The following is an 18306-nucleotide window of genomic DNA, read 5'->3' as shown; positions in this document are numbered from 1 at the left end:
ACTATCACTATTTCGTTTTTGAAAAAATTTTCCTATGCACAAAAACAAGCCCCTTTGCTCTTAATAAGGCAAAGGGGCTTGCTATTTTTACATATCAACTATTTTGTTATAAGTTCAGCCTTTTCTAGCAATCGCATAATCATGACTGTACCTTCTGCTCTGGTAGCATTGGCAGTCGGGCTTAACTTTGTAGGGCTCTTACCAGTCAGAATTCCTAAGTAGATAGCTTCTGCTACATTCATTTTAGCATATGCACCGATCTCTTTACGATCTGTAAACTTCTCCACATAGGAATCAGATGAACTCGGTAAATGTACAGTTAACCCCGCAACTTTCGCAGCACGCATAATCATTGCCGCCATGTCTTGTCTTGTAATATTGCTATCAGGCTTGAATGTATTGCCACTCATTCCGTTAACGATACCCGCAGCTGCAGCTGCTCCAATATAAGCACCCATCACCGTATCTGCATTCACATCTGTGAATTTAGCAGCAGTCGTTCGGTCTCCCGACAGCCCTAGTCCTTTCGCAATATAAGTAGCAAACTCACCTCGCGTAATGGACTTGTTTGGTTCAAACTTCGATGTTGTATGTCCTTCAACGATAAATTTACGCGCCATCAAATGAACTGTACTAGCTGACCAGTGATTGCTCAGGTCCGTAAACGATGCCGTATTTTTTATAAGTGCGTATGCACTGTTTCCCTTGCGCTTAAAAGTAGCTTTTGTTACACCGTTTTCTGTCTTAAACGTAGTCGGAACATAGGATATAGCTCCCGTTATAGGATCTAGCCATACCGCTGCTGTTTGACTCGTGTCGACACTACCTGTCGTCTTCAATGTACGTGAAATGTAACCGCTAAAAGTTTCTACCTTCTGTTTGCTGAGCCCATTAACAACCATCAGTTCATAATTAAGCGCTCCTGCAACGATTGTAGCTCCAGTACTGTTTAGCGCTGTAATCAGCGGATTAGTTAATGTAGATGCACCTTGATCTATTGCGATCAGAAGATGATTGGACATGTTGCTTCCTCCACCTAGTCTAGCAAGGGTAGTGAAGTCGAGTGATCGCAGTGGCAACTCATAGGTAGCAGTGCCGTGCTGCACCGCAAATGTCACATCACTCGAACTTTTAAGAGCTAGCTCCAGTGCGATTACTGGAATAGCTACAAGAGCTGCTCGCTCAAGATCAGGCACTTTGAACACTATACGCGGACTTGTAATCCCAGCATCTTTGCTAAGTGTAATAGCAGCTAAAAACTTATCACTTTGTACCGTGTAACGATTTGTTTGAACGCCTGCTGGAGAAGTATCAGACGTCAACATAGAAGCACTCGTTTTAATTGTTACGCCCCCGCCGTCAGCGGCCTCATAATCTCCAGTTAAACTATCTGCAAACGATGTATCATTAACGACAGCTGCGTTGGAGAATGCCGTTACTGGTTGTCCCGTCATAGATTTGAGCCCGCTTGTGTTGTTTAAAAACGAAATATCCGTCTGCTCGCCTGCCTTAACGGGAGAACTAAGTGTAAGGATTATAGTATTGCCCGCAACTTGTGCATTTGACACTGTACGATACGTTTGTTTGACTCGTACGAGAAATGAATTTGCTGCAAGCGAAACCTTTGGATCGAGATACGCACTAAATGTGATAGTTAGTATATTGCCCTTAACAATTGCACTTTGCATCGTTGCTGCACCACCAAAACCAAATCCATTAGTAGCGGTAACTTGTGAATAAGATGTAGCTGCATTACCGCTGTTATCCTTAATCGTATTCCAGTTTGCAACGTAGGATACTCTAATTACTTGACCTGTCGAAATAGATGAGTTAAGAGTTAAATTTACACTATCGCCCGATATAGCTACATTGTTAATCGTTAGTACTTGGCTGTCCGCCATAACAGTAAATTGATAGATCCCCGGACTGGACGCTTGATTTAGAACTTCATTGTATTTAATCGTTACGATATTACTTACAGCTGTAATATATTGAAGGGCTGGTGCTTTTGTATCTACTCCACTACCTCCGCTGCCTGCACTTCCATTTGGATCATAATTACTAAATGCATTAACTTGATTTCCTGACATGCCGTACAGCGGATAATTGCCCGCTGAATATGCGACCCGTACTGTTTGTCCACTTGGGATTGATCCGCTAAGAGTCAACTGAACTGTACTCCCATTATGCCACAATGAGGTAGTACTATAATTTGACCCGCCAACGGTAACTGTGAACTGTGTATATGCATAAGGACTTACTGACATTAAACTTTCACTAAAATTAAGCACCACATTGTTCCCTGATGCAGATCCACTTGATACAACAGGACTTGTGGTCGTGTAGCCATTAGCTATGTTTATTTTAGATAAAGTTGCAGCTTGATTACCTGTAATGTCCTGTACAAGTCCAACTGCTGGTTTCGTATACGATAGCTCGACCTTCTGATTAGCTCCTACAGTACTAGATAGTGTTAGATGCACTACATTGCCTTCTATTTTCACATCCGTTACAGATCGCGGTACGCCCGCTACCGTAACATAATAACTTGCAGGAGTTGGTTTCAACCATGGATTTAATGGCTCATTATAAATGAGTTTAATAACAGAACCACTAACTTCTGACTTTGACACCGTTGGTGCAGTAGTGTCTCCTCCTTTAGTCAAGAAAGTCCATTGAAATTGATTTAATATTCCTATGAATGCATTACCCACTAGATCGGTTATTGCACCTTCATCGATATTAATATAATAGTTGATGTTCGCTGTTAGTGGCGTTCTCGGTTGAATCAAAATTTGTTTATTATTATTTGGATCAACATAGAAATTAGCTGACACTGTAGCACCTGTATTTGTAGGAATGAATTTGATTATCTTCGCTACATCAGCGCCTCTCATGATCGGTTTATTGAAGCTTATAGAAAATGTAGCATTTACATCAATTGCAGTCGCTCCACTTGCTGGATATATCGTGTCCAGTGTTGGACGAACGCCATCTTGTGTAATCGTAAACTCCCACCCAGATGCCCCAGATAAACCCGCAAAAAAGTTGCCTGCTCCATCTCGAATCGCACGATTTCCTATCGTGACGTAATACTTTGTGTTGTTAATAAAAGACTTAGCAGGATCTATAGCAGATATATGGCTTGTTGCATCGATTGTGATCTGTTTTGTACCGCCGCCTTTAACGCGTGCGGAAGTAATCGGAATCGATCGGAACAATGTTCCTCCGATAGATTGTCTTATTTCAATATTGCCACTGTTCGGATAAACTTCTTCATTAAAAGTCAATGTAAGCGGAGTAGTTAAACTAACATTTGAGCCGTTTCTCTCTGGCATTAAAGCCGTAAATGTGGGAGCACTAGTGTCGTCACCATAGCCAGTACTGAAATTCCAGATTGTTGCTGCTGATATTCCATAAAACCATTGATGCGCATTAGGAGCAGGCTGAGAGAAGGCACCCGACTCTATGATGACATAATATGCTGTGTTCGCAGATAGATTCGCTTTAAGATTAATAGTTACTGTTCTAGCGTTATTGTTAATAGAAATACGTGTCGTATCTGTCGCTTCTATACGTTCCACAGAGCCATTATCGCTAACACGTCTAATATCTACATACTTTCCAGCGTTTGCTTGCACGGGTTGATCAAAAGTAATCGCTAGATCAGTCCCAACAGGTACAAGTGTTGCATCATCTGCTGGAAAGAAAGGTGAATTCGCCAAATTAACTGGAGCTGCTGCGGTAGAGAAGTTCCATGAAATTGAATCAAATGTATTGCCTGCACTATCCTGAAAGTTATTGTTGGCAACTGTTACTTGATATGCCGTACTCGGCAACAGAACTCCTTCTGGTCGAATTGTAATTGTAGTAGTTCCACTTCCCGTCACATTGCTTGATGTCACCGGAATAGTTCGTGTATCATCTGTAGAAGACAATGTAATATAACCGCTCGCCGCATATACCGGCTCATCAAAAGAAACTGTAATCGTGCTAGTAATCGGATGCGGTCCATTAACTGGCGTTTGGGCTGTAGAACGTGGCTTTAAGCCATCTTCTACAGCAACCGTACGAAAGTTCCAAATAGTAGCATTTTGGATACCACTATAAGCTGCATTATTCGAGGCATTCAATATTGCTCCTGAATCCATTAATACATGATAGTCCGTATTAGTAGCAAATTTTCCTGACATCCCACTAAGAGCTGGGTCAATTATTACATCTTTCCCACCTGATATCGAAACTTGGCCGCTATTAACACCGATTGTTTCGACTACTTCATTAGTTGATGTTTTCACTACATATATATTGGCTGTTGATGGACCTAGTTTTACATTTTCATCAAAAGATATTTTCAAATTGGCACCTAGTGCAACATTTGTCATATTATCAGCAGGAACTAAACTTGTTACAATTGGGCCATTAGCGGCCGCTGTTACTACTCTGGAATCAGACCAACCGGGCAAGCTAAGCTGAAGAACCATAACAATTGCAATGAATAAGGACAGCTTGCGGGTACGATACATTTCATTCACTCCTCAAAATAATACACTTGTATCTTATTTTTCGGCTTATCAGCATGAAAATTTTAGGTTATCTCGTTTTTTATATTAAAAATACCTAAAAGACAAAAAAACATCGACTCAGCCGTCATAGGAAATGACGGTTTTGTCGATGTTTAAGTTGCAATAATTTTATAAGGAATTTACTTTATATTACAGACCTGCGCCTGCTTTAAGTAGATCAGCTTTGTCAACGCGTTCCCATGGAAGATCAACATCAGTACGGCCGAAGTGACCATATGCCGCTGTCTGTGCATAGATAGGGCGACGAAGATCAAGCATCTTAATGATGCCCGCAGGACGAAGATCGAAGTTGCTTGTAATAAGCTCCACCAATTTCTCTTCAGAGATCTTACCTGTTCCATAAGTATCCACGTTAATGGATACTGGCATAGCTACACCAATGGCATAAGCCAATTGGATTTCGCATTTGTCAGCTAGACCTGCTGCAACGATGTTTTTCGCTACATAACGAGCTGCATAAGCTGCGGAACGGTCTACTTTTGTAGGATCCTTACCGGAGAATGCACCGCCGCCATGACGAGCATAACCACCATAAGTATCAACGATGATTTTACGACCAGTTAGTCCAGCATCGCCTTGTGGTCCGCCAATAACGAAACGGCCAGTTGGGTTAATGAAATATTTTGTTGCCTCATCAAGCCATTCTACTGGTACAACCGGCTTAATAACATGCTCCATAATATCTTGTTGAATTTGCTCCAAAGTTGCTTCTTCAGCATGTTGCGTTGAAACGACGATTGTATCTACACGTACAGGCTTTCCGTCTACATATTCAATCGTTACTTGAGTTTTACCATCGGGACGAAGGTATCCAAGTGTATCGTTTTTACGCACTTCTGCCAAACGGCGTGCGATACGGTGTGATAAAGCGATCGGAAGAGGCATAAGTTCAGGCGTCTCGTTTGTTGCGAAACCGAACATCAAACCTTGGTCGCCAGCACCGATATCTTCGTTCTCTTGCTTCATATCTTTGCCATCACGAGTTTCAAGTGCAGCATTAACTCCTTGTGCAATATCTGCAGATTGCTCATTAAGTGAAGTTAGAACTGCACAAGTGCTAGAGTCAAAACCATACTTAGCGCGTGTATAACCAATTTCCTTAATCGTGCGACGAGCAATTGAAGAAATATCGATGAAATCTGCTTGACTGCTGATCTCACCAATTACAAGTACAAGACCTGTTGCTACCGATACTTCACATGCTACGCGTGCATTCGGATCTGCTTCCAAGAATGCATCCAAAACAGCGTCAGAAATCTGATCGCATATTTTATCCGGGTGACCTTCCGTTACTGATTCCGATGTGAATAAGTGGCGTCCTTTAACCGACATCCGTATCAACCTCCTACAACCAATAGTATTCGATAAGTGCGAAGATTCTACACAAAAAACGAACCTTTTCCGCGAAGGAAAAGGTTGTTATGACAACTGTTCTTCTAAAAAATTATGATACATAAAATGTCGCTTAGTGTCAATGGACTGAATGCCTTCCAATTAAAGTGTAAAACCTCCACCAATCACTTGCTCCGCTTGTGAAATAAGTCGGCGAGTTATTTCTCCACCTACTGACCCTGCTTGACGAGTTGAAAGCGTTGACCATTGAACAGTCTGTCCTCCACTTCCACCACTAGAAACCGAACCCAATTCTCCAGCAAACTCGGTATCAGAACCCGCGCCAGTGTAACCACCCGATAATAATCCAAATTCTGCTGCAATTTCATACTTTAATTGATTTAAAGCAGCTTTACTGCTTGGTACAATAACTTTATTGGAACGACTCATTTATAAACACCTCCGTGGATGATAAGTACACTACCCTAGTGTGTGTTCACTTCCCCGAAATCAAGCGTATAACCTATTGTCATTCTGCGTAAAATATGGCATAGAATCAGATGAACTATTGACAGAGTGCTGTAACGCAATCAAGCTGCCACAGTCCAATTAAGGGTCCATGACAGCTTGAAAATCTAAATGAATTACTTAAGAGAATACTTACCTTTAACAATGACCGTTACAGATTTTTTCTCATCTGCATGACCCTTTACTCCACGACCATCACGTGGGAACCATAACAAATGATTATTAGGCACATTTTTACCATTCTTAATATCAACGCCATCTGTTAAATCAGATATGCCACTAGCATCAAAGCTGAAAGCAACAGCCTTTCCAGAACGAACGACCACTTCCGATCCTCCTGCTGCAATCAGCGTCTTACCTACTGGTATTTCGACAACTTCCAGCTTGTTGCTGGTTTCTGTGACTGAACCGTTAGAGCCGCCTGTATTGCCGCCTGATGAACCTCCAGCATTAAGCTTTGCAATCTGCTCATCGACATAGCTTTTAGTTACAACAGGGTCTTCAATCGAACCTGGTGTTACTCCAGAATTTGCTTCTAGCGGCTTAGCTATAACTACACCTATCCATACACCCGCTGTAACTAATACGGTTGCGCTAACTATTTTGACTAGCTTTTGTTTCAATCTAGTATTCCCCTCTCTGTCTAGTATTCTAGTTATACCAGAATACTAGATAAAGATTTAATGCGCCAGAATATATTTTTAGTTCATTGAATATCCATTAATTTTGCCTGTACCAACTAATCTTCTGAAACCTTCGTATTCCTCATAGACATTAAGGTTAAATCCGCTAACAGTATGAGAACCTATTCTATCCCCTGCAAAATCTATACCGAATGTTTGCAAATTACCCTCAGTCATCCCGCCTGTACCTAACTTAACCGTTTGCTCAAAACTTGCCGTAGGCGTTTTTATTTCAAAAATAACTTTTCTTTCACGATCATTATTAGCATATTTGAAGTTATCTAATAACGTATAATTTAGACCTAGCTCTAGTTTGTCACCCCCACTTATTCTTGCATCCACTGAACGAATATCTAGTGAATACGAAGGCAACTCAATATTACGTAGGTCTTTACTTATAGCTGACTCTGTTTGTTTTAAATCGAAACCTACTACGTTAATAAATCCATCAGCATCCTTGGAAGCTGTTGCATAAGCACCATTTGTCATTGCTTCACCAATAACTAGATCGATATCATTATAATTTTCAATTGATTTCGGCAGCTCTGCAACCAGTGTTACTACTGCATTTTCTCTTGCGTTTATTTTCGTAGTTACATCTACAATTTTGGCGTCATATACGCCATGTGTGCCTGTATTAAAGTGAGCTTTAATTACTGGAAGCAGCTTAGCTCTAGTTTCTGCATTATTCATATTTAGATCTACATAAACGAGGTTGCTTTTGCTTCCTTCAAATTTATATACCCGATCAATTTTAACTTCTGATTGTCTTCCTATAGACGAAATGAAATGAGTTCCACCTACATTTATTTTTGAAACTGGTTTTAGTTTTGCAGAAGTGAAATTCGCTATTGTTTGTGCTTTATCAGCAGTTATTTGGTCTAGTACTTTTAGATTCACTTTACTAAATGTATACGTATAAGGAACCTTCATGCTTACAACAAAATTTGCTGTTTTATTTGGATCAATCATAATTTGAGAATCCAACTTCGTCCAAGACGTTTTTGCATCTTTTACTTCAATGCCATTGAGTGACATGGAACCTGCAAGCTTCGGAATAATTGCCGTGTCTTTACCGATATTTGCTACTTGAAGATAGACATTGATAATATCTTCATCGCCCCAAGGAAGACGTTCAATAGAATCAATATTAAATTTATAAGTTCCTTGACTGCTAGTATAAATTTTAGTGTTCAATTCAACAGCTGGTTTAATAGCATCCAAAAGGAATGCACTTTTCAAATGTTTCGGGGGACCAGCTTCTAGCTTAGGTTGACTGATTAACAATACAAGTTTATCACTCGCATTTGCTGGTATTTCTGTACTAATTGAAATATCAATTTCTTTATCCGGCAGCAAAACTAAATCTTTTTCAGGTGAAGTTGTTTTGTATACTTTTCCGTTGGATGTCTTGATTTCGTAAGTAAACTCAGGTAGCTTAACTTCCTGATTTCCTCTATTTACAAGCTTCATATTTAAAACGATATCGTTTGTTGCATTACCTTTGTTTGTGTAAATATCCTTAATATACATTTCAACCGTTGAATCTTCAACGATAAATTTGCTGCTCTTATTCTGTTTAGCAATAAGAGTTGAAGTAGCATTCCAAGTAACCGCATAGTTCGCTACAGGAACTTCTAAGCTATCTTTTCCATCAATTTTAGTTACTAATAGTTCTGCTCCAGCCAAATCAATCTTTTTGCTAAGTTGAGAAACTAAAAGCAAATCTACAGACTCGTTAACACCAACTTGTTTGATCGTAGGGTCTGTTGGATTTACAGTAATGACTAAACCTGACTTCGTACGGAGATAATATTTATAGTCAGTTGGTACTGCCATATTACTTTGATTTGTAAGGTTTAATTTGATTTGAACTTCATTATAATTCCCAATATCTATTTTATTAGAACCTTTAAGCGAGCTCTTTATTTTTTCGCCTTTTGTTTGAATCAAATAAAATTGATTCGCTGGTACTTTATTTACATATGTTGAAGCTATTGTTGTTTCTCCAATTACTTTCGTGTAGTTCGGTGCGCTAAAATCCCACTTAACTACTTTAAACTTAATGTCTGTATATTTTAAGCTCGTATCAACATCTGCATAATATGTAAACTTCTTAGACGTTTTCGGTGCAATTTTCAAATCAGTTGGATTACTTGGCGAACTTAGTAGCTTGTAATTAGCACCATTTTTAGAGTTAAGTTGAACCCAATAATCCGCTGCATCTATAGTCGATCCATCACCATTATAGTATTCAGCTGTAAAGAAGACTCTTTTGGTTGAAGCTCCATATTGAAACATAACATCTTTAACCTTTAACGTGCTTTTGCTAGTTAGTTTGAATGTTTTTACATTCATTCCGCTAAATGCTTTCATTTCGTTTGTAGCTGCGTATGAAATTTGATCATATTTCGTCCAGCCTTGCATTGGTGCAAGCACTAAGCAACCTGCAATTGCTGCTGTGAGAGACAATCTAACTGTTTTATTCATAACTATAGTCTCCTTTTCCATTTTTCACTTATGTAATTAGACGTTATCAAATGCCATTAAGTTTCATAACTAACTCATATTTTTTTCTTATCAACTAAATTAAACAATAAATCATATTTTTTGCATAAAAAAAGAAGCTTGCATATGCAAGCTTCTTTCCAAAACAATGTTCAAATTATTGAACGATTACTTTGATTTTTACGGAATGGTTAGTCTTTTTGCTGTTGAACGTTACTTCGAAAGTATCGCCAGTTTTAAGACCAGTAAATGCCAATCCTTCAGCTGAACTACCGTTCACAAATGTTGGAGCAAGAGCTGGTGCACCATCAGTTGTTGAGAAGTTAGTCAAGTTTGTTACAGTTGCGTAGAAATCAGTAGCTGCACCAAAAGCAACGCCGTACTGATCTTTAGAAATTACTTGAGCAAATGCTTGCGTAGAAATAGTTGTATCAACAAGAGTTTTAACTGGGTTATCAGTTGAAACTGTAGTTACTACACGATCTGCTTTAGATACTTTAGTAGCTTTAACGATCGGTAGTGGTTGGTTAGGACTGTCAACGATAACTGTAACGGCTACGTCAACTGTACTTACTGTTGAAGTAAATCCGAAGTCGCTTCCGTCAGTATCATTGTTACCATGCAACTTGCCGTTAGCGTAGAAGATACCCGCATTGTTATCAGTTACTGTGTAGATAGAACGAGGTACGATAACCTCAGTTTTTCCATCTGCTTTTTTACCAATAACTTTTACATCAACAGCGTACTTACCAGGAGCATCCTGATCAGCGTTGAAGAAGATTGTTGGAAGATCTGCAACTTCGAAAGTAGCTACATCAGCTAGTGCCAATACGCCCAATCTAACGTTGTAACCAGTGTTATCAATAATTGCTACTGGAACTGCTGGAGTTACTGTGTTATTAGCTTTTGTTGCAAGAGCGATAGTGATGTTCTCAGAACCTTTAACAAGTGCATTGATTGTTACTGAATCATTAGCAGTGTAAATCCAATCAGTTACAGATGCTTTAGCTGAGTTTGAAGATGTTACAGCAATGCTGTATTGGTTGTAGAATGCAGTTGTGTCAGTGTGATCATACACACGACCAAATTGGTCATAGATAACGATGTTATCTTCGTTGATCGTTTGCACAGCGCCAACCATCATGTCTTTAGTAATTTTAGAAACTCCGCCTACAGTGTGAGCGCGAGCATTTTCTTTAACATTGAAAGAAATTTGAGAATGCTTAGTGCTGCCTGGTACGAATGCAGTCAAGCTGTGAGGACCTTCTGCACCAACAGTCCACTCTAGATAGCTTTCTTTTTTAACATGATCATATTTTACGAAGAACTGATTGTTGTTGGAGCTAGTCAATGTTACTTGAGCAGCATCAATAGTTTTTAGAACTTCACCATTTTGGTCAACAGCTTCAAAAGGAATTTTTACAGTTCCATCGTTAGCAGCAATTGTACCTGGTTGTTGTAGTGTCAACGTTTGAAGTTTTTTACCTTTACCAACTTCAACATCATAATTTACTGTTTTACCAGTGTATTGAGTGATAAAACGAATAGTGTTTTTGCCGTCAGTTGAGAAAGTTGTAGTTGGAGCAACTAGTGGAAGACCGATTTGGTCGCCGTTAGCGCCTTGACCATCTACGAATGAACCTTCATTAGCTTGGAAAATTGTAGGATTAGTAACGAATACAGATACTTGATCGTTCAATTCTGTCAATGAAGATTTGTTGCCATATTGGTCAAATGCGTCAACCAATACGAAGAAGTCAGCGAAAGTTGAAGATGTTTGAAGTGTTTTACCAGCTTCATTGTAAACACCCTTAACTTCGATTTTGTCAACGCGTGATTGTGCACTTACTGTCAATGTAGCTACTGCAGTAGTTGCGCCAGCTTTATCAGGGCGAACCGCTGTAACAACAACCAATTCATTGATCAAGTAGTTATTAGCAGAGCTAGTAACAGTCAATTTACCGTTGCTTGCAGAAGCTGTACCTTTAGATGGGCTGAATTGGAAACCACCCTCATATGACTTAGTTACATCTTCGCCATATTGGTTAGTGATTTTGTAAGATACGGAAATTTTGGAATAGTCAGCTGTGCCGATAACTGCTGGTAGACCAGTAGTTACTGTACCTACAGGAGCTTTATCGGACAAGAATTTAATTTCTTTAACTAGCTCGTCTTCAGCAGTTACTGTAGAAACCAAAGGCTCTTTAGTAAGATCAGCTACAGAAACAGAGTAGTCGCCAGCAGTCAATTTGTTAACAAGAGTTACAGTAGCAGTTTTCTTGTCTTCAGAGAACTTAACGCCCTCGTCAGCAACGTTAACTGTAGCTGAACCTTTTTTAACAGTGATTTTAGCTTTTGCAGTATCAACCGCTTGGTTGAACTTAACTTCTAGTTTCTTAACGCCTACAGCGGAAGCTGTAGCTTTGATTTCAGTAACTTTGATCAAGCCAAGAAGCTCGCCCAAAGTTTGGCCTTTACCAGGAACTTCAGTGTTAAGTGCTTTTACGATTGCTTCGTAAGTAGCACCACGAAGTGGGATTGCAGCGAAGTCAGTTTTGTCAGTTGCAAAACCGTACTTGATTGCTGCTGCTGGAACGTCAGCGTAAGCAACTTCTTGACCAAAAGCGCGAATTACAAACGCGTAGAACTCTTGGTTTTTCAATTCGTCGCCATAACCGAAGTCAGTAGCTGTTTTACCAGTAGTCAATTTCTTAGCTACTGCCCATGAAATGTAACCATCATAGTCTTTGTTAGTTACATCTTTGAAAGTGTGGGATTTTGCAGTTGCTTTTGCAGCTGCTTCTTCACCAAGAAGACGGGACAATAGAACGATGATGTCTTGACGTTTCCAAGTTTGGTCTTCTTTAAGGTCACTTCCGTTACCTTTAATAACACCTAACTCGTTCAGGAACTTACCAGCAGATTTTGTTTCTTCTGCTGCAGATACAACAGTTGCGAACATGGAGAATACCATGGCAATCGCAACTAACAAGGATAAACTTTTCTTCATAACCTTTTTTTCTCCTCCTCTAAATTGCTTCGGTTGTTGAGAGTTTTGTTTGGATAATAAATAGCTCGTTTCCCTCATAGCCGATTCACCCCCTTCCCAGAGTAGAGCAGTAATTTGTATAAATGATGTCTACATACATGATCAACCCTATGTAATCTCATGTCGTAGAAACTTGTAAACCATGAAAGAATAGATGCTAGATTAGCTGCATCACTATAACATTATACATTGGGCTACCGTTACCGTAAAGAGGAAGTTGAGAATTCATTCCAAATTTTTTCCTTCTCCTATGTTTTACGGTTGTTATAATAGCCGCTTGTTGATAACGTCATGTATTTAAACGTATGTCAGAGCGAAAAGTTGCGATTAAACCAAAAAAAGTTTCTAAGTATTTTCTAATCGTATTCCTTTTCATAGGTCACCACGCAAGTATACCTTGTTATTATGCGGTTCGTCGATGCAAAACATTTTCCATGGATAAACTTACACCTTGCCATAAATTAAAGGGAAAGAGCCGCATTGAGCGGCCCTTTACTCGTTCTGGATCATGTAATACTAAATAAATTTCTTCTTCCGCATAACACGTTCTGCGATTATAGCAGCATCTGCTCGTTTTAACTGTGATTTAGGATCAAATCTAAAGGTTGGCTTTCCTTCGAGCTGCGTATTTGGCAAGCCCTCTATGAATTTAGCCTTTGTAACAGCTAGTACAGATGAAAGTGAATAGTTTTCAATAACGTTTGAATCTGTAAATTCCTTTTGTAATGATTTTCTGTCTTTTTCAAAGTTATCGCCTGTTGTCTTCAGCAATTCACCAGCTCTAGCGATCATAACCGCTGCATCCTCGCGAGTTAAGCTTTCATTCGGTAGAAACACTTGAGCGCCGCTTCCTCGTATGATCCCTTTTCTAGCTGCTGTTTCGATGTATCGATAATCCCACAGATTGCTTATGCCGGAAATAGGCGGAACATCTGCAAATGTCATGTTGTTATCATAATCAAGCGGTATTTGGAACATCTTCACTAGTAATTGTGCGAACTCGCCTCTAGTAATGTTGTCATACACACCGAATTCATTAAAGTCTTTGCTGTTCATCATCCCTCTTGAGTACATAAGCTCAATAGAGTTACGCGCATACGGATGCCCAATAACATCAGGGTAGCTGAATCTCATCATTTTTACTGCATAAAAACCAAATCCGTCAATCGGCGCTGTAATGGTATTGTTCTTCGGGTTAATGATTCCACCCACGTTTGTCCATCCACCATTATAGTAACGCCAAATACTAAGTGTATTTGCCATTACGTCACGGATTGCTGAATCGTACTTTAATGTAATCGTACCTTTATTAGATGGTTCAAGCCACTTATCAAGCGGTCTAGCGAAGAAGCTATTGCCCGTTTCATATGGATGAGAACCATTTTTAAATTGATAACCTTCCATATAAGTACCTGTTTTGTAACCTGGATCAACCCAGAACAAATTGGAAGCATAACCAAAATGCATAAGTGGTGTAATTACAGCTGCACCAATCTCGTCGTAACTTACTGTTTTGAATGTACCATCTTGCGCAACGCCCGATGCGTTATCTGATACATCGTTATAAATCTTTACACTTCTGCCGTCTTTACGATCTGCTATTCCAAACAGTATCTCTTGCGAATCAAATAGATCAGGATTATCGATAGGTTGCCCCGGGTTTATGTTCGCTTGACGGAGAAACGTATTTTTCGGGAAACTCATCGTTATTTCGCCTTTGAAAGCAGATATTTTCCCGTTACTAGCTAATGACGTTTTGTATTGTGCCCCTACTGTATTATCAGCAGCGTAGTTAACAGAGAACTGCCCGTTCAGCTTTTCTGCGCCTCTGATAACGGTAAATTTGATCGTGTTATTACCTGGCTTTAAGTTTTTCACTTGATAACGGAAAAGCGGTTCCGTCGATTTCTTAGACATCGCTTGCTTACCGATCATAATACTATCTGCACCAACAGCGCGAATACTTACATTGAGGAAGTTTTGGTTAACTACTTTCTCCTGCGGGAGCATTGGCGACAAAATTTGGTAAGGTGTTGCCTCTTTTGTTATTGTAATTGTTTGTGTGATGCTTTCCGATCCTGATTTGGCTGTAATTGAAATGCTTTTTGACCCTGATTCTTTAAGCTCTATACCAAATAGACGGAGTTCGTATATTTTTTGCGCAGCATTATTATTTTCTGGGAAGAGATAACCCTTATTGCTATCGTTGATAACTATACCACTACCGTCGACACCTGTTGTAAATAGTGGCTTTCCATCTTCTTGAACAGTCAAATTTTCCATATTGGAAACAGTAAATAACAAATCTACATATTTCTCTGTTGTTGTAAAGGAAGAAGTGGTAGTTGTAAGCAACTTAAACTTCTTCGCATCATCATTATCGACACGACGTTTATCCCCAGGAGTATCTAAGTTCGGATTACGTACATGCGGTACTGGCTTAATAGGTGTTATTGCAGGTTGTGTAATCGAGAACAGATAGACCATTAGTTTTGTTGAAACTTGAATACCGTTCGCTTTACCCGAAATGACGATCTCATTCGCACCATATACCAATTCGCTTGGTAGATTGAAACTAAATTCATTCGTTGCATAGTTAATCCAGTTGAAATCATTCGGATCACCTGTAATGTCTGCAATATTTTTAAGATCCATCGGAACGGTACGACCATTCATTGTAAACTCAAGCGTAGTCGCATCTTGTGGTAAATAAAAGTTTATTAAACTACCCTTAATATGCTTTAATGCACTAGTGTCTCCTTTAAACTGCTCTCCATTATATACATTGGATACTTGTATTGAAGATATTGGTGAGTTTTTAAAAGTTCTTGTTGTTGTATATACGTTAGTTTTATCATCAATTTTAAATTCTAATGTAATTTCTCCTTCTGGCAATGCATCAATTCTATATACTCGACGAATAATGTCTACGCCTGAAGGGGAAGAAATGGTAGATGTAAATACCGTATGCTTAAATGAAGAATCGGTTATCGGAACATTATTCAAACGAGCAGCTATAGATGCTTCATGCTGACCATTAGATAAATTAAAGTTGTTAGCATCTACGACAAGCCATAAAGGCATTTTAAACATTGTCGAATTATTGGAAAGCTTTGTATCAGATGAAAAAGATACTTCTGAACCCGATGTAATCTTTACACCATATAGCTGACGAATGTCTTTTATATAAGGTGAACTTTGATTGCGAACCGTAAACGGAATAAGAGGACTATAGTTCTGCCCTAAGTGTGATACTTTCACTTTAACTGTATAAAGACCATTTGCTGTCGCTGAAACCGTATCTGTTGTTTTAAAAGAATATTCTTTGAATGTCGATGTAGTTCTTACTAGCTCCACATTATCTGGATGAACTGTTATCATACTCGGAGTTCCCGAATCTTTATTGAACTCCAATGAAATTACCGGCTCTGCAGTACTTTCATCGGGTTTAGGCAAGCGTACAACGACTTTTCCTTCTAATGTGTGATCTGAGAAGGGCTGAATAACCTCTCTCGTATCAAGCTGAATGAAGTTTTTAGTATCTTTTCTGGCTATAACATTATGCGCAGTAGCAGCATTATTTGGGAAATAAATGATTTTACGTGTAACTGTATATGTTTTGCCTGCATTTCTGGCTACTACCTCTATTGTATTCAAACCCATCGTAAGCACTAACCCAGAGTGAATATAGGTTCCACCCGCGCCGTTAAAAGCAACTGTACCATTAACAGCAACTTCTGTTGCATTCGAAGCCTTAATAAGAATCGTTGGTTTCTCGATGGATACAACCTCTTCTACGCCATCAAGCAACTTTATTCCACCTGCAAGCTCAATGTCAGTTATAACAGGTACGTTATTGAAAGAAACATAACTCGTGGACGAAACAATACCATCGTTTTTGCTGCTTAGTCCGCTAACTGTAATAGCGTTCAATCCTTCAAATAACTCTATGCCTGTAAACATAAAGTTATTGTTTGTTATTAACGGTGCTGCTGTACCATTCGAGGGAATATCAGCAGGCTTCCCATTAACGATACGCTGAACAGAATAAGTAATCGTCTGTGCAGACACATCACTAAACGAACCAGCCAAATTAACACGGTTTGAGTTTACTGTTGTTGGTGCATCGATTACGGTACTGAAATCTGAGAAGGTAAAAAATTGTGATGCAGCATGTGCGACTTGTGTACTTGCCTGTAGAGGCAACATTGTGACGATTAATGCCATAGAAAGTAATACTGAAATAAGTTTCTTCAAGGTATGATCTCCTTTTTGTTTATGTATGGAATACGAACGAGAGTAGTCTATACCTTTTTATCGGTAGCAATCTGGAATAAGTTTAGTCAACTTTTTAAAATACAACATGAATAAAAGCCCTGCATCCATATCGGATACAGGGCTTTTTCGCAAAATATATTAGTTCGTTACTTGCCACGAGACTGCTGTGTGTCTAGTTTCGCAAGTCGTGTGATGAAATTAATAAGTGGACGCCGTGTCTTGTCTACGATACCAATTAATTCGGCACCAATTTGCAATAGGAACAAAAGCAAGCAAATAACACCAAAGGTAATCCAGTTCGCTGCACTTGATTGAATAAAGGTAGATTGAATAATCGCTAATACCCCGAATATTGCTGCTACACCCCATATAATCATAACAGTACGACGATGGCTAAAGCCTAAGTCTTGAAGACGGTGATGAAGATGTCCTTTGTCCGGTGCGAAGATTGGCTTTTTGTTCACCCAACGGCGCACAATCGCAAAGAACGTATCCGATAAAGGTACTCCGATAATGAGTAGCGGTGTTACAAAGGATACCAATGTAACTTGTTTAAAGCCCAGCATAGATAATGTTGCTAGACTGAAACCAAGGAACAACGATCCTGAATCACCCATAAAGATCTTGGCCGGATGAAAGTTGAAGACTAGGAAACCGATAATGCCTCCAAGTAGCAATGTGCTCAACAAGATAACAGGCTGGAAGCCCATCAGCGAAGCCATCACAACGATTGTTGCGATTGCAATACCGGATACACCAGCTGCTAATCCATCTAACCCATCAATGAGGTTGATGGCATTCGTCACGCCGACAATCCACAAAATAGTAATCGGAATGCCGATCCATCCAGCTATCGGCTGCATCGTCTCTCCGAATGGGATGTTTACTAAATCGATCCGCACATCGAATCCGAATACGACAACGCATGCTGCAGCAATTTGGCCTAGAAGCTTAATTTTCGCAGATAGCTCGAATCGATCATCAAGTGCTCCAAGAATAATAATAATTGTTCCACCAGAAAGTAGAGCTTTGATCATATTGACGTCCCTTGGACGCAATAATCCGTCTGGTATAAACGGTAAGACCAATAAAAATGCTCCTACGAACGCCATATAGATGGCAAGTCCTCCGAGACGCGGCATAATACGCGTATGTACCTTCCGGTGGTTCGGTTTATCTATTGCACCGATCTTGAATGCGAATTTTTTGACAAGCGGTGTCATTACTAGTGCTAATACAAGAGCGATTATAAATCCAATAGTATACAATAAGCCAACTGGCATGTGTACAACTCTCCTTTTCTGAAAACACAAGCAGCTACTGTCAATGAGTTACACTCTGC

At 39.5% G+C, this 18306-nt stretch carries 8 protein-coding genes; all 8 read right to left on the bottom strand.

Going from position 1 to position 18306, the window contains the following annotated elements:
• Positions 1 to 98 precede the first annotated feature (98 nt).
• On the bottom strand, positions 99 to 4526 hold the full coding sequence (locus I6N90_RS22700; protein WP_197938042.1) for an Ig-like domain-containing protein: 4428 nt from the start codon (positions 4524 to 4526) through the stop codon (positions 99 to 101).
• A 189-nt stretch (positions 4527 to 4715) separates the two neighbouring features.
• A complete protein-coding gene (gene metK, locus I6N90_RS22695) occupies positions 4716 to 5918 on the bottom strand; it encodes a methionine adenosyltransferase (RefSeq protein ID WP_197938041.1) in 1203 nt (400 codons plus the stop codon).
• Between the two features lie 162 nt (positions 5919 to 6080).
• Positions 6081 to 6368 (bottom strand): alpha/beta-type small acid-soluble spore protein, encoded by a 288-nt coding sequence (locus I6N90_RS22690; RefSeq protein ID WP_197938040.1) that lies wholly within the window; start codon positions 6366 to 6368, stop codon positions 6081 to 6083.
• Between the two features lie 194 nt (positions 6369 to 6562).
• Positions 6563 to 7069, bottom strand: coding sequence for a hypothetical protein (locus I6N90_RS22685; protein WP_197938039.1), 507 nt, complete (start codon positions 7067 to 7069; stop codon positions 6563 to 6565).
• 78 nt (positions 7070 to 7147) lie between these two features.
• Positions 7148 to 9619 (bottom strand): hypothetical protein, encoded by a 2472-nt coding sequence (locus tag I6N90_RS22680; protein ID WP_197938038.1) that lies wholly within the window; start codon positions 9617 to 9619, stop codon positions 7148 to 7150.
• 175 nt (positions 9620 to 9794) lie between these two features.
• A complete protein-coding gene (locus tag I6N90_RS22675) occupies positions 9795 to 12647 on the bottom strand; it encodes a hypothetical protein (RefSeq protein ID WP_197938037.1) in 2853 nt (950 codons plus the stop codon).
• 555 nt (positions 12648 to 13202) lie between these two features.
• Positions 13203 to 16943, bottom strand: coding sequence for an S-layer homology domain-containing protein (locus I6N90_RS22670; protein WP_197938035.1), 3741 nt, complete (start codon positions 16941 to 16943; stop codon positions 13203 to 13205).
• 167 nt (positions 16944 to 17110) lie between these two features.
• Positions 17111 to 18247 (bottom strand): glycosyltransferase family 4 protein, encoded by a 1137-nt coding sequence (locus I6N90_RS22665; protein ID WP_197938034.1) that lies wholly within the window; start codon positions 18245 to 18247, stop codon positions 17111 to 17113.
• Positions 18248 to 18306: the final 59 nt, after the last annotated feature.

This window comes from Paenibacillus sp. GSMTC-2017 (assembly GCF_016019935.1).
Taxonomy (GTDB): Bacteria; Bacillota; Bacilli; order Paenibacillales; family Paenibacillaceae; genus Pristimantibacillus.
The sequence above is the reverse complement of the archived record's forward strand: the minus strand, read 5'-3'. Positions and strand labels throughout refer to the sequence as shown.